9 protein-coding genes and 1 tRNA gene are annotated in these 14,626 nt (G+C 60.4%); 7 read left to right on the plus strand and 3 right to left on the minus strand.

The genetic code is table 11. The features are described 5' to 3' along the window. The first annotated feature begins 7 nt into the window (after positions 1-7). Complete coding sequence (secD, locus tag Thiosp_RS04040; protein ID WP_201065593.1) at positions 8-1,864, plus strand: protein translocase subunit SecD; 1,857 nt, start codon at positions 8-10, stop codon at positions 1,862-1,864. Between the two features lie 16 nt (positions 1,865-1,880). Next, positions 1,881-2,843 (plus strand): protein translocase subunit SecF, encoded by a 963-nt coding sequence (secF, locus tag Thiosp_RS04045; RefSeq protein WP_407702765.1) that lies wholly within the window; start codon positions 1,881-1,883, stop codon positions 2,841-2,843. A gap of 47 nt (positions 2,844-2,890) precedes the next feature. Here the strand turns inward: secF and Thiosp_RS04050 are convergent, their stop codons facing one another. Both Thiosp_RS04050 and Thiosp_RS04055 read right to left on the minus strand, forming a co-directional pair. Further along, complete coding sequence (locus Thiosp_RS04050) at positions 2,891-5,071, minus strand: AAA family ATPase (protein WP_201065595.1); 2,181 nt, start codon at positions 5,069-5,071, stop codon at positions 2,891-2,893. A 64-nt stretch (positions 5,072-5,135) separates the two neighbouring features. Beyond that, positions 5,136-5,948, minus strand: a complete 813-nt coding sequence (locus Thiosp_RS04055) for a PilZ domain-containing protein (protein WP_201065597.1) — start codon at positions 5,946-5,948, stop codon at positions 5,136-5,138. 183 nt (positions 5,949-6,131) lie between these two features. Here Thiosp_RS04055 and lptF point away from each other — a divergent pair, with 183 nt between their 5' ends. Beyond that, positions 6,132-7,283, plus strand: coding sequence for an LPS export ABC transporter permease LptF (gene lptF / locus Thiosp_RS04060; RefSeq protein WP_242518429.1), 1,152 nt, complete (start codon positions 6,132-6,134; stop codon positions 7,281-7,283). A 90-nt stretch (positions 7,284-7,373) separates the two neighbouring features. Continuing rightward, on the plus strand, positions 7,374-8,999 hold the full coding sequence (gene hisF / locus Thiosp_RS04065; RefSeq protein WP_201065601.1) for an imidazole glycerol phosphate synthase subunit HisF: 1,626 nt from the start codon (positions 7,374-7,376) through the stop codon (positions 8,997-8,999). 216 nt (positions 9,000-9,215) lie between these two features. On the opposite strand, the gene Thiosp_RS04070 is transcribed toward hisF, so the two are convergent. Then, positions 9,216-9,292 (minus strand) — tRNA-Met (locus tag Thiosp_RS04070). 217 nt (positions 9,293-9,509) lie between these two features. Here Thiosp_RS04070 and Thiosp_RS04075 point away from each other — a divergent pair. From Thiosp_RS04075 to Thiosp_RS04085, 3 genes are all read left to right on the plus strand, one after another. Beyond that, on the plus strand, positions 9,510-11,264 hold the full coding sequence (locus Thiosp_RS04075) for a B12-binding domain-containing radical SAM protein (RefSeq protein WP_201065604.1): 1,755 nt from the start codon (positions 9,510-9,512) through the stop codon (positions 11,262-11,264). A 417-nt stretch (positions 11,265-11,681) separates the two neighbouring features. Further along, on the plus strand, positions 11,682-13,811 hold the full coding sequence (locus Thiosp_RS04080) for a serine hydrolase domain-containing protein (protein ID WP_201065607.1): 2,130 nt from the start codon (positions 11,682-11,684) through the stop codon (positions 13,809-13,811). Positions 13,812-13,855: 44 nt separating this feature from the next. Beyond that, positions 13,856-14,515 carry a hypothetical protein gene (locus Thiosp_RS04085; protein WP_323696828.1) on the plus strand — a complete coding sequence of 220 codons (660 nt, stop codon included), beginning with the start codon at positions 13,856-13,858 and terminating at the stop codon, positions 14,513-14,515. Positions 14,516-14,626 lie beyond the last annotated feature (111 nt).

Raw genomic sequence — 14,626 nt, forward strand, 5'->3', positions numbered from 1 at the left:
TTTTGCAATGAATCATTATCCGCTGTGGAAGAATCTTTCGATTCTGGCCGTGATTCTGGTCGGGCTGCTGCTTGCGCTGCCCAATCTGTTCTCGCAAGACCCGTCAATTGAGATTACCGCCGAGCGCGGTGTCGAGATGACCGACGGCAGCATCGCCGAAGTGCGGGCGGTGTTTGAGAACGCCGAGGTGCCGGTCAAGGACGTCGAGCGGCTGGAAGGCGATCGCCTGCTGGCGCGCTTTCGCAGCTCAGGCGAGCAGCTGCGCGGGCTCGAGGTGCTGCAAAATACCCTGGGAGACCGCTACCGGGGTGCGCTGACCTTGTCGCCCGACCTGCCTGGCTGGCTGGATGCGATGGGACTTGAGCCAATGTTCCTTGGGCTCGACCTGCGCGGTGGTATTCACGTGCTGATCGATGTCGACATGGACGCTGCGGTGGCGCAGGCGCTCGAGCGCTATACCGGCGACATCCGCACCGATTTGCGCAAGGCCAAGATTCGCTACCTGACGGTGCTGCGCGAGGGTGAAGGCGTGGAGGTGCGCTTTAAGGACGAGGCGAGCCGGGATGAAGCGGCCAAGCGCATTCGCGGCGAGTTTCCCAATCTCACCGTCGCGACCTCGGAGCGCGACGGCAATTTCTATGTCATCGGCAGCCTGCCGCCGGCGCAGCAAGAAGAGGTCAAACGCTTCGCGCTGCAGCAGAACATCACCACGCTGCGTAATCGCGTCAATGCCCTTGGCGTGGCCGAGCCTATCATCCAGCGCCAGGGTGAGCGGCGCATCGTGGTGCAGCTGCCTGGTGCTCAGGATCCTGGCCGGCTCAAGGAGCTGCTCGGCGCCACCGCGACGCTGGAGTACCGCCTGGTCGATACCGAGCACAGTGTGCAGGATGCCCTCGACGGGCGCGTGCCGGTCGGCGCGGCACTTTACAAAGAGCGCAATGGCCAGCCGATTCTTCTCAAGCGCCGGGTGATTGTGACTGGTGACCAGATCACCGACGCATCGGCCGGGTTCGATCAGCAATCCGGCTCCCCAGCGGTCTTCGTCAGCCTCGATGGCCCGGGCGCGCGGCGCATGCGCAATGTGACGACCGAAAACGTCAGCAAGCCGATGGCGGTGGTTTTTATCGAAAACCGTACCGTCACCCGTATGGTTGATGGCGAGCCGGTCAAGGCGCGCGAGCGCACCGAGGAAGTCATCAGCGTCGCCAACATCCTTGAGCCCTTCGGTCGGCGTTTCCAGACCACTGGGCTCGATAGCAGTGAGGAAGCGCACAATCTTGCGCTGCTGCTGCGCGCCGGTGCCCTGGCCGCGCCGATTGAGATCGTAGAAGAACGCACCGTGGGCCCGAGCCTGGGGCAGGACAATATCGACCAGGGCTTTCTCTCGGTCATGGTCGGCCTGGCCGCAGTTGTGGTCTTTATGGCCCTTTACTACCGCTTGTTCGGGCTGGTGGCTGACCTGGTGCTGGTGGTGAACCTGATTATGATCGTCGCCGTGCTGTCGTTCTTGCAGGCCACGCTCACTCTGCCGGGTATTGCCGGCATTGTGCTGACGGTAGGCATGGCCGTGGACGCCAATGTCCTGATCTTCGAGCGCATTCGCGAGGAGATCCGCAACGGCAGTTCGCCGCAGGCCAGTATTCACGCGGGCTATGACAAGGCGCTCTCGACCATTGTCGATGCTAATGTCACCACCCTGATTGCCGCCGTGGTGCTGTTCAGCTTCGGCACCGGTCCCATCAAAGGCTTCGCGGTAACGCTCTTCGTCGGTATCGTGACGTCCATGTTCACTGCCATTCTTGGCTCGCGCGCGCTGATCAACCTGATCTACGGTGGGCGTCGGGTGAAGAAGCTGGCGATTTAATCCGGAGTTCGCGGCAATGGCAGAAAAACAGATGGCGCACACTCAACTGATCAAAGAGCTCAATATCGACTTCATCGGCAAGCGGCGCATCGCGGTGATCGCCTCCGGTGTGCTGATTGCCCTTTGCCTGGTCTCGATGTTGGTGCGCGGGTTTAATTTCGGGCTCGACTTCACCGGCGGTACCGTGATCGAGGTGGGTTATGAGCAGCCGATGGAGCTTGCTGACATCAACCAGGCACTGGCCGATGAGAACTTTACCGACGCCGTGGTGCAGCACTTCGGCTCGCGCCAGGATGTGCTGATTCGTTTGGCGCCGCGAGATGATGAGGGAGCCAGCGCCGAGGTCAGCGATCAGGTCTTTCGCGCACTGAGCGCCCAGGTCGAGACTCCAGTCGATCTGCGCCGGGTGGAGTTCGTCGGCCCGCAGGTGGGTGAGGAGTTGCGCGAGCAGGGCGGGCTCGCGGTGCTGTTCTCACTGATCGGCATCCTGATCTATGTGGCGCTGCGCTTTGAGTGGCGTTTCGCCGCTGGTGCCGTGGTGGCCATCATCCATGACGTGATTTTTACCCTTGGTATGTTCTCGATTTTCGCCATCCCTTTCGATCTCACCGTGCTGGCCGCCGTCCTTGCCGTGATTGGCTACTCGCTGAACGACACCATCGTCATTTTCGATCGCATCCGCGAGAACTTCCGCCGGATGCGCAAGGGCACGGTCATCGAAATCACCAACCGCTCCATCAACCAGACCCTGTCGCGCACCATCGTCACCTCCGGCACCACGCTGATTGTGCTGCTGGCGCTTTACTTCCTCGGTGGCGCAGCGATCAGCGGCTTCTCGCTGGCGCTGCTCATTGGCGTTGTAGTGGGTACCTACTCGACCATCTATGTGGCCACCGCCATGGTGATCTGGCTCGGCATCAGCCGCACCGATCTGATGCCGACCGTGAAGGAAGGTGAGGTGCTCGACGACCGGCCCTGATGATGAGCCGAGCCTGATAGGCTGCGCGCTGCGGTTGAATGTGCCGTTTATCTGCGCGCGTCTGCCTGCACGTCGCCGATGCTGCGGATCCAATAGCCCTGCGCCACGATGTCGATAGGTAGCTGCGAGAGCCCGGTCATCGCGCTCGCCATGTCCGGGAAGCTGCCGAACACCGCGATCACGACGGGACCGGTCGCGATGACATTGGCCCCCTCGAGCTGGTGAGATTGCAGGTAAGCCTCGACTGCCGCGAACTTTTTCAGTGCAATGAGCTGAATGGTCAGGTGGGACGGATTCTGTTCCGCCAGCCAGAGAAGATCCTCGCGGGTGCGAGCCTTTTGGTAGGTGACAGGCGCTTGGGAAGGTCCACTTGCGGACACTGGCGTATCCGTGGCTGCAGGAGCCTCCGGCGGACGCCTTTCCGATGCCGCAGGATTCTGAGTTTCCGATAGAGTTTGAGCGCGCGCTGTCGGCTGTTGATCCGGCCGTGGCGGGCTGGTTGCCTGATCAGTGGCCGGCGCGGATGCTTGGCCGGTTGCGGGCGCAGGCTCTGACCCGAGCTCGGGCTCTGCTTCTTTCTTGGAATCTGCTTCTGTTTTGGAATCTGCTTCTGTTTTGGAATCTGCTTCGGTCTCGGAATCTGCTTCGGTCTCTGCCTCGGGCGCAGTTTGGGGCCGGGGCTCGGTTTCTGGCGGCTCAGATGGCAACGCTGGCGGCTGCTCGGTTTGATGCTCGACGGGGGCGCCTACCGAAGGAATCGCGATCCCTGTGTCGGGCGGTTGCATTTCCGCTGAAGGCGGCTGGCCAGGATCGCCAGATGGGTCTTCGTTCGGGTTCTCTGCGATCATCTCCTCTGTGATCACGGGCTCTGTGGTCGCCGTTTCTGGGATCACCGTATCTGGGATCGCAGTCTCTGGGGGGGGTGCCGCAGCTGCGGGCGCCTCACTGTTGGGCGCATCGCCGGGCGCTTGAGTCGCTTCGATAGAATCTGGCTCGGGCTGCGGCGCCTGTGATGCGGGTGGCATGCCTGGGGCTTGGGTGTCGGGCGGTAGCAGCCGCGGAGGCCGCGTCGAGCCGCTTGCGGGCCGATTCAGCGCGTTTTCGTCCTCGGGCAGGTTGAGGGCGATGCTCAGAATGATCGCGACAAGACCTGCGCCGGTGGCGGTTGGCAGGAACCAGGGTTGCTTCCAGAAGGCAAGGGCTAGCTTGCGGCGCTTCGGTTCGGGTTTTTGTGTTTGTTCCTCTGGCTCGAGCGCGCTCGTCGGCTCAGATTCGGCGCGCGGCTCCTCGCTGGTGGGTGCATCTTCCGGCTCTGGGGGTTCTGCAGACTCCGGGCTTTCAGGACCCTCTGGGGGCTGCTCGGTCTCCTGGTCCTCCTGGGGGCTGTCGTCCTCGGCGGGCTCGTCTATGAGTGCATCAGGCAGTTCATCAGGCAGCTCATCAGGCGCTGGGCCGGTCTGGCTCTTGTGCTCAACCGCCTCGCAGTAATCGCTCAGCCATTCTTCGGCGAGCTCGTTCAGATCGCCTGGTAGCCCACGGCTGCGCTTGTGTAGATTGGCGATAATCTCTGGCTTGAACAGGCTCGCAATTTCGGCATTTCCGGCCGCCGCGAGCCGCTGGCGCAGATAGGCAGCGGTTTGCTCCTGGTTGAAGGCAAGCAGGCCAATGTGCTGGACTTGGCGATCATTCTCGGTCTCGAAAATCCGCTGGTAATTGCGCCCGAGCACGGCGTCTCCCATCAGCAGCAGTCGCGGGCCGATGGGGCTGGCGGCGCTGACATCCTCGCCGAGCTTGAGCAACTCGCGCAGGATGCCGGAGCCAAGCAGATGGGCGTCATCAACCGCGATCAGCATGTCGATGCCGCGCTTTCCGCGCTCGACCAGCAGCTCGTTCAGTCTCCGGCTGCGATCGTCCTCACCGCGCGCGGCCAGGTGCTTGCGAATGGTCACGTCGACGGACGCGAAGGTGGTATTGCTGCGTCCGCGAAAGGCGACGATCTCGAAATAGCGCGGCATGGCGCCAAGCAGCCGCATCAGCTGGGTGCTGCGACCGGCGCCGCTGCTTGCGCTGAGCAGGAGAATGGCGCCCGGCTTCTCGAGCGCGCTCAGCATCCGTTCGATCTGTGTGTCGAGTAGGGTGTCTTTGTAAAGGAACGCCTCCCGCGCACCCGGCGCGAAGGGCTGATCCTGCAGCTGCAAGCGTTCGAGACACTCGGGCGTTAGTGCCATTGCGACGCTATGACCTCAGTGCCCAGCATGGATGTTTTTCTGTCCTGGTGGCAGGGGCGCATCGCTAGTACAGCCCCAGGTCGTCTAGCGATGGCAATGCCTCGGTGTCCTCTTCCGTCGAAGGCTCCGGGGTGTCGGTCAATACCATGGTTTCTTCGGCAATCTCCGGGAATCGCTCACGCAATTCCTTGCGCAGCAGGGTGAGGCCCTCAGCCTGGTAGTCGAAAACCGAGAAATGCGTTGCAAAGGCTCCCATGGGACGGAAGACGACGCCATTGACGCGCGCCTTGGCATGAACGGAAAAGATTTCTGGCTCGCCAGCAAGAACGACCGGGATATCAAGTCCATGCACCGAATTTTTCTCAAGCTTTTCGGACAGGGCGACGCGCATCTTTGTTGGTGTGACGTCCTCTGTCCAGCCTACAAGATTGCCACCTCCGGCGAGCGCGAGCTTGACTCGCCTGTGCAGCGGAAAGCTCATTGCGTGCGCTACGCTTGGCCGTTCGTCATAGCGAACCTGTGTTTCTGTCATCAGTGGCGCGGACAGCTGGTCGACCTGTGCTTGGAAGAGCGATTCCGCTTCGCCAACAAACTCTTCCACTTGCAAGGCAAGGCGGAAATCTGTCGTACTGGTGTCAAGTACGCAGCTAACAACTCTTGTGGTTACCTCTGCCTGGACTTCCTTTCCCCGGCGATGGTTGAACATGAACACAAGCACCCGCAATCGCACCCCCACGCGCTGCGGCTTGTCGGCATGAATGCTCAGCCCGCTGCAGGAGATATCCTCCGCCCACAGAAGTTCTGTGTGCCCATCGGGGAACAGAACGCCAGTTCTGAGCTTGCAGCGGAATCTGGGGTGTTGGCGTCGATCTTCCACTTGGTGCTCTATCTTGCGTCGGGGTCGCGTCCATCGCGGGCGCATCGACCTCCGTTGCGATTCCAGTCCAAACAAGTCTAGCGCATTCCGGTTGCGGCAGGGTTCTTTCCTCCCGCCCGAGCCAGGACTTGCTCGATTGATCAGAGGCTTCCAGAATGCTCAGCATTCGAGATGTTGCGATTGATGTCCCAAGGGCTCGAGCCGATGCTAACTGTTATCGACCGCTATGTGCTGTTGGAGGCCGCGAAAGTCTTTGCGGCGATTACCCTGACGCTGTTTTTGATCACGGCGAGCGTGCTTTTTCTGCGCAGCCTTGAGGAAGTGAATATCGGTGCGCTCAGTACCGAGGTGGCCTTTCGTTATCTTGGTTACCAACTGCTGCGTGATAGTGGCCACCTGGTCCCACCGGCGTTCTTTCTGGCGTCATTGGTGGCGCTCGGGCGCATGGCGCGCGACAGCGAGCTGATTGCCCTGCAGGCATGTGGTGTCGGCCCGGTGCGTATCTACCGGGCTTTGCTCTATTTGGCGCTGCCGCTCGCGCTTATCACAGCCTGGCTGGCCCTGGTGGTCCAGCCCGATGCAGCGGCGAAAATTCAGGTTATCCGCGAACTCCAGGGGGAGCAGGCCACCCAGGTTGCCGGTTTGCAGGCGGGTCGCTTTTATCAGCAGTTGGGTGGCGATGTGACCTTTTACGCCGCGCACTTCGATGCCGAGAAGCGCTTGCACGGCATTTTCCTCTACGATCGCCGCGACCCAAGCAGGCCAAGCTTGGTGTTGTCAGACGTTGGCTACTATCAGGAAACGCGCGATGCCGGGGGACGTTACATTGTGCTAAACCGCGGGCGGCGCTACGATGGCGCGCCTGGCATGGCAGATTTCAGCATCGGCGAGTTCGATCGCTACCAGTTGCAATTGGATGCGCCAGCGTCCGCAGCCATGGCGCGTAATAAGCGCTCGACGCGCAAGACTGCTGAGCTCTTAGGCTCGGACAATCGCGGCGACTGGGCCGAACTGCAGCATCGCTTCGCGAACCCTCTGGCCTTGTTCGCACTGGCGCTTATCGCCATTCCACTAACGGCAACATCGCCCCGGCAGACGGGAAGCGGGCGGCTGATCTTGGCACTCTTCACATATTTCGCCTTTTTCAACCTGCAACGCCTGGCCGAGAGTTGGCTCGAGTTTGGCATCTTGCCAGCCTGGCTCGGGAGCCTGTGGTATCAGCCGTTATTGGTTGTTCTGGTGTTTGCGATTCTCGCGCCCAGGTCGTTCTGGATGGAGCGCAAGCGCGCGCTGCAATGGATTCCAAGAAGGCTGGAAGTGCTGAGCCGGAAATGAAAAATCTGCGCGGCTTCCAAATTCGGGGCCGAGGCTTCAAACTCTCGGCTTCAAAGTCCAATCTCTGTAACTGCCAACCCGCAACTGTCCATGATTGCCCTTCTTGATTATGGTGCCGGCAATGTGCGTAGCGTGCGCAATGCCGTGGCCGCACTCGGTTATCCGCTCACCGATGTTCGCAAGCCAGCCGATATTTTGGCGGCCGAGCAGCTCATTTTCCCCGGCGTGGGCGCCTTCGGGCCCGCGATGGAGCGCCTGCGCGAACTGGGCTTCGAGGAGCCTCTGCGCAAGTATTTGCTTGCTGGACGGCCTTTTCTCGGTATTTGCATCGGCTTGCAGTCGCTGTTTGAGGGTAGCGAGGAATCGCCCGGCGTGCCCGGACTTGGGCTGATTCCGGGAATTGTCCGGCGTTTTGACAACACTCGCCTGTCGGTGCCGCACATGGGCTGGAACGGTCTACGCCTGCAACGCGACTGCGAGTTGCTGGAAGACGCTGAAGAGCGGCGCTTTTACTTTGTGCATTCTTACTTTGCCGAGCCCAATGCGAGCAACCGCGATTGGGTACTGGCACAGACGGATTACGGGCGGCCGTTTATCAGCGCCGTGCAACGCGGTGAGGTTGCTGCGGTGCAATTCCATCCGGAGAAAAGCGGTGCGCCGGGGCTCGAAGTCCTGCGGCGTTTCCTCGCCGGACAGTGCACCCTGGACGAGTCGTCCGCTGGAGATGCCTCGGGTGCTGAGCCAGAGCAAGTCGCCACCTCGGCGCAAGAGCCGACATGTCTGGCCAAGCGCGTCATTGCCTGTCTCGATGTGCGCACCAACGACCAAGGCGACCTGGTGGTCACCAAGGGAGATCAGTACGACGTGCGCGAGCAAGGCGAGGTGCGCAACCTCGGCAAGCCAGTCGAGTTGGCCAAACGCTACTATGACGAGGGTGCTGACGAGATCACCTTTCTCAACATCACCGCCTTCAGAGACTTTCCGCTCGCTGACCAACCCATGCTTGAAGTGCTGCGCCTCGCTTCGGAGCAGATTTTCGTGCCGCTTACCATCGGCGGTGGCATCCGCGCCTTTACGGACAGCGACGGGCGCGACCATTCCGCATTGGATGTTGCGTCCGAATACTTCCGTTCCGGGGCCGATAAGGTCTCGATCGGCTCCGAGGCCGTGCTGGTTGCCGAGGCCTTTTACGCGCGCGGCGGGCGCGGCGATGGCAGCAGCGCCATCGAGCAGATCGCGCGCGTCTACGGCAGCCAGGCGGTAGTCATATCAGTCGATCCGCGTCGCGTCTATGTGGATGCGCCGGATGCGACCTCGCATCGCTGTGTTCAGACGGCAGAGCCTGGCCCCAATGGCGAGGGTTACTGCTGGTTTCAGTGCACCATCAAGGGCGGGCGCGAGGGGCGCGATCTGGATGTGGCGCAGCTGGTGCAAGCCTGCGAGCAGCTTGGCGCCGGGGAGATTCTGGTCAACTCCATCGACCGCGACGGCAGCGGCCGTGGCTTCGACCTAGAGCTGCTTGAAATGGTCCGCGCCTGTGTGCGCATCCCGGTCATTGCCTCAAGCGGCGCCGGCTGCCCCGATCACTTCAGCGCGCTTTTTGCAGCCGTCGATGTAGACGCAGCCTTGGCCGCCGGGATTTTCCATCGGCGCGAGGTCCCCATCGAAGCAGTCAAGAGCGACCTACGCGACCACGAGGTTATGATTCGCGGCTAATGCTCTACCGGCCCATCATCGGCCCAGACTATAGGGTTAGGGTTGCCCGGCAGTTGCGGGTTTCGTTCAGGCCAACCGTCTTGCAACGAAAACTGATGATCAGCCGCTCATCGCAGAGCGATACGGAGGGGAGGCATAAAAAAACCGGCATCGAAGCCGGTTTTTTTTGATTTGCGATATCCGATCAGGTATATCGGGCATCGCTAACTGGAAAATTGGTAGCGGGGGCAGGATTTGAACCTACGACCTTCGGGTTATGAGCCCGACGAGCTGCCTGACTGCTCCACCCCGCAACTGAGCCAACCATAATACCGCAGTCATCCGGGCTTTGCAACTGACGAATGAATGCGGACGCACGTTGAGTCTGGCGTGTTCTGTGTCAGATGATGTCATTGATGCCCGCCAGGCCGCAGCGCGACCCGCTGTTGTCAGGCAGGATTTGCTTTCACCCCAAGCGGCGTCGATGATGCAGGGGTAGAAGTTGATACGCGCCCAAAGAGTTGCGAAACCATGCCTGTCTTCCGCCTGATTCTGCTCAAGCCATCCCACTACGACGACGAGGGCTACGTCATCCAATGGTGGCGCTCCGGCATTCCGTCGAACACCTTGGCCGCGCTTTACGGCATGGCCCACGACGCCGCCGAGCGGCGCGTTCTCGGTGACGATGTCGAGCTGCGTATCAGTGCGATTGACGAGACCAACACCCGTATCCGCGTGGAAAAACTCGCGCGCATGATCGAGCGCGATGGCGGCGCCGGGTTAGTCTGCCTTGTCGGGGTCCAGTCGAACCAGTTCCCGCGAGCCATGGACATCGCCCGCGGGCTGCGAGCGCGCGGCATCCAAGTGGGCATGGGCGGCTTCCATGTCAGCGGCACCCTGGCAATGCTGCCCGAGATCACCCCCGAGTTGCGCGAGGCCATGGACTTAAGCGTGTCCCTCTACGCCGGTGAGACCGAAGGACGCTTCGATGAGTTTCTGCTCGATGCCTATGCCGGGCGTCTCAAGCCGCTCTACAACTACCTGAACGACTTGCCGAATATCGAAGGCGTCGCGCCGCCATTCATGCCGCGCGAATACGTCGAGCGCACCGTCGGCACCCTGAGCAGCTTCGACGCTGGCCGCGGCTGTCCCTTCGTCTGCAGCTTCTGCACCATCATCAATGTGCATGGGCGCAAGTCGCGCTTCAGAAGCCCCGACGACATCGAGCGCATCGTCCGCGACAACGCTGCCCAGGGAATCAAACGCTTCTTTGTCACCGACGACAACTTCGCCCGCAACAAAAACTGGGAGGCGATCTTCGACCGGCTGATCGCGCTCAAAGAGCGCGAGGGCCTTGGCGTCCATCTAACACTTCAGGTCGACACCCAGTGCCATCGTATCCCCCGCTTTATCGATAAGGCCGCCCGGGCTGGGACCAAGCGCATCTTCATCGGCCTTGAAAACATCAACCCGGATAACCTGGCTGCCGCGAACAAGAAGCAGAACAAGATCACCGAGTTTCGCAAGATGTTGCTGGCTTGGCGCGCCCACCGCGTCTTTATCGATAGCGGCTACATCCTCGGCTTCCCCGGCGACACTCCCGAGAGCATCCGCCGCGACATCGAGATCATCAAGCGCGAGTTGCCGCTGGATCGGCTGCAGTTTTACTGCCTGACCCCGCTGCCGGGCTCGGCCGACCACAAAGCCATGCACGAGCGCGGCGAGTACATGGACCCGGACCTGAACAACTACGAGCTCAATCACGTCACCACCCGTCACCCCAAGATGAGCGCCGCGGAATGGCATGGCATCTACCGCGAGGCCTGGCGCCGCTTCTACTCCCTGGAGCACATTAAGACACTGATGCGCCGAGGGTGCGCCACCGGCGTCAGCCCCGGCAAGATCATGAGCTCCTGCATTGTTGTCTACCTGTTCGGCGCCATTGAGGGCATACAGCCCCTAGAAGCGGGACTGTTACGGCGGCGGGTGCGTCGCGATCGCCGTGCCGGCTTGCCGATCGAGAATCCGTTCCTGTTCTATCCGAAATACCTGGCACGCGGCCTTCATATGTTGTTCGCGGCCGCACGGCTGCTAATCCCGCTGGCGATCCTGCGCGTCCGGCTCAAGCGCAACCCCAGATCAAAAGACTATGTGGATCAGTCTCTCATCCCGGTTGACGACGCCGAGATGGACGCGATGGAGATGTACCGCAACAGCGACGCGGCGACCACGGCTGTCGCGACCCACAGGCGCAAACTGGCCGAGCGGGCAAGCAAACCCATTTAGCTCGGGCGCTGCTGTTGAGACCGTCTACCACAGTCGCAACGCCACGCCCGAATACCAAGTTTCGGAAGATGGCAATGCCATTGAATAAACTCATCTTTTCGTTGGTATAAGAACACGATATATGCGCAATGGCCGTGGGCAGTGGCTAGGTACCTACTCTCTCCCTCACTATTGATCCCTCTCCGAAAAGTGCGACCGATCCCGCGCTGCCGAGCTCCCGGCTTCGCTCGCGCCCGTTGCCAAGTGATGCCAAACTCTTTGCGGCTACTGGGTTCACCTTGCTTCGGCAAATTATGCTTGACCCGGGCAGTTGCTGCGTCAAACTAAGAGTTCTCCGCGATTCCCAACAGCCTGTTGCGCGAATAGTCTGCAAAGGCCCTGCTGGCCATTAACAAAAACAACCATAGCGTAATCACCATGCCCCAACTCAAATTCCGCCTGCCGCGAGCCATCTTGACGCAGTGGCTCGGTCTGACCGTCATTATCATAGTGGGCTTCAGCCTTAGCGCCTGCGACGAGTCTACCGACAACCTTCCGGCCCCTGCATATCAAAATGCCATTGCCGAAACCACCCGCTATATTGAAGAGCAGCTGCCGCTTGTAGATGGTGTTGGTTTGAGTATCGCTCTGGTTGATCAGCAGGGCGTGGCCTGGGCTCAGGGCTTTGGCTTGGCCGACCGCGAAACAGGCAGACCGGTGGATGCAGACACCGCCTTTATGATCGGGTCGGTCACTAAAACCCTAACGACAGCCATGCTGCTGCGCGCCGTCGATCAGGAACTGGTGCAGCTTGATGCCCCGGTGCAGGAGTATCTGCCCGAGTTCAGTCTGCTCGAGCGCTATGCGGACCAGGACGAGCAAATCACGCTGCGGCGGCTGCTCAATCACCACTCCGGAGTGCCGGGAGATATCTACAACGGCATGTTCATCAACTTTCAACCCCTGGAACAATGGGATTGCGGGCTCTACAACGACTGGCTGTTCGATTACCTGGCTTTCGACTATCCCAGCCACCGGCCGGGCTCAGTGGCGTCGTACTCCAATACCGGTTTTATCCTGGCCGGTGAGATTGCCCTGCGTCTGCTTGGGCGCCCGGATGAGAGCTTCCGCGACTTCATGCAGCGTGAACTCTTCACCCCGCTTGGGATGAATCGTACCTCTCTGTCGCCAATCACCGAAAACCGGGCCACGGGCTATGTGGATGGCCAGGCCATGGCTTCGCAAGAATTCAACTGTACATCAGGCGCCACTGGCGGCGCCTACAGTACGGCGAAAGACATGGGCCGTTTTGTGGCCATGCTGCTGAACCAGGGGCGCACGCTTGACGGGCTTGCTTATCTGCAAGCGGACACTCTGGCCCGAATGGGTGAAGCGGAGAGAACGCCTTTGGACATCAGCTCTTTCTTCCAACCCGGACTTGGGCTCGACAGTGTTGCCTATCCGCCTCTGCACTACGCGGGGCCAGCCTGGATCAAGACCGGCGGCACGGGTGATTTTAATGCATGGATCGGCGTGCTGCCTGAGCGAGGCATCGGATGCGTGGTACTGACAAACTTCGACCAGGGCGGCATGCTGGCCCCGGCGGTCACGCGACAATGCCTGCAAGCGGCGCTCGAGGACAGGGACGGACTGATGCCCTCCGCCCCCGCGCTCCCTGAGTACACTACCGAGACCGATGTGGACGTCCTTGTCGGCCTCTATGCCAAGCAAACGGGTTACGATCTCATTGCCGACAATGGCGATGGCACTCTGACATGGACAGTGAATGCGCACAGCGAGGTGTCTGAAACCCGCAAACTCTTCTACCAGGATGGCGCTTACAAGCACGATGATGGCACGGAGCGGATTGTCTTTAACAATCTGCGAGACCAGGGTGAGAACTATTTCGTCATGATTCAGGCGAGTGGTTCTGGATCAAAAGAAGAACAATACGTGCTTGACGGCTATATGCAGCAGATCATCGGCCAGAAGGTCGAACCCGTCGAAATCGCAGATCTTTGGCAAGAGCGTGCCGGCACTTACATGCTGAACAATATGCCCTGGCATGATGCCTTGTGGCAATTCGGAGCGCCCTTGTCAGATCTCTCGATTCAAGACGGCATCCTGCTCATCGACGACAGTGTCGCATTGCCGGCTGATGAGACTCTTGCCTTCCTCGCCGGTATCAACAACCGGGCGGATAGCCGTCTTCTTATAGAGCCCCGTGACGGCGTCGAGCATATCGTCATCAATGGCTACACCGGCCTGCCGCTCGATGCTATTGCCATGCTGAAGCCGGGTGAAACCGTCAGCGCGGAAGCTGGGGTCTTTAAAAACCAATGGTATCGGTTTGAGGCACCAGTGCCTGGGCAGTCCCTGACCCTCGAGTTCACTGCCGAGCAGGATAACTACTTTTTGATCCTCTACAACGAGGCGTTTGAATTCATCGATCGCGTCCCCGGTCGAATGACCATCGAAAATGCTGAGGGGACTTACTACCTCGCCGTTGCCGCCACACCGGATGCCTCAGGACGCTTTTCGCTGACACTGAGAGTGGCGGCTCCGTAAGTGCGTTAGCTGGCGACTCGACGGGGGACTCTAAGGGTGCGCCGGTGGCCAGCCTGGCGGTGCTGGCCGATACCGACCGAGGCTTCCGCCCCCAAGGCTACAGCGCCGCGCTGTGGGACTGTCGGGTGCAATTCGACTTCCCGATGGTCAAACTGCTCGACTACACCACCCCCGAGCGCTGGGCCGAACTGGAAGCAAGCGACAACGTTTTCGCCCTGGTGGTGATGGCGCAGATCCGCGCCAAGGTCACCGACGATGCCGAGACAATGAAACGCTGGAAATTCTGCCTGATGCGGCTGATGTACGAGCGCGGCTACGAGCGGTCGCTGATTGTCGACCTCTTCCGGCTGATCGACTGGATGATCCGTCTGCCTGAAGCGCTAGAAGCCGAATTCCGCCAAGAACTCTATGCCTACGAGGAGCAATACCAAATGCCTTATGTCACAACTGTTGAGAGAGCAGGAATTGAAAAGGGGAAAGCGCTGGGATTGCAGCAGGGTATGCAGCAGGGTATGCAGCGGGGTATGCAGCGGGGTATGCAGCAGGGCGAAGCCGCGATCTTGATGATGCAGCTAGAAGAAAAATTCGGCTCAGATTCGCTCGAAGCGCACCGCGAGCGCATCGTGGCAGCCGACCATGAAGAACTCCTGCAATGGTCCAAACGCATCCTCACCGCCGAGACGCCCGAGACCATCTTCCACTGATGAGGCTCTCGGGCCGCGCTGGCAGCATCAACCCGCCGCCCTCATCTCCGCCGTATCCGTCACAAAATCAATTAAAGGGGCCGTGTTTGAATTAATTTTCGAGCCCGCCGG

Origin of the sequence: Thiorhodovibrio litoralis (assembly GCF_033954455.1) — a bacterium.
Classification (GTDB): Bacteria; Pseudomonadota; Gammaproteobacteria; order Chromatiales; family Chromatiaceae; genus Thiorhodovibrio; species Thiorhodovibrio litoralis.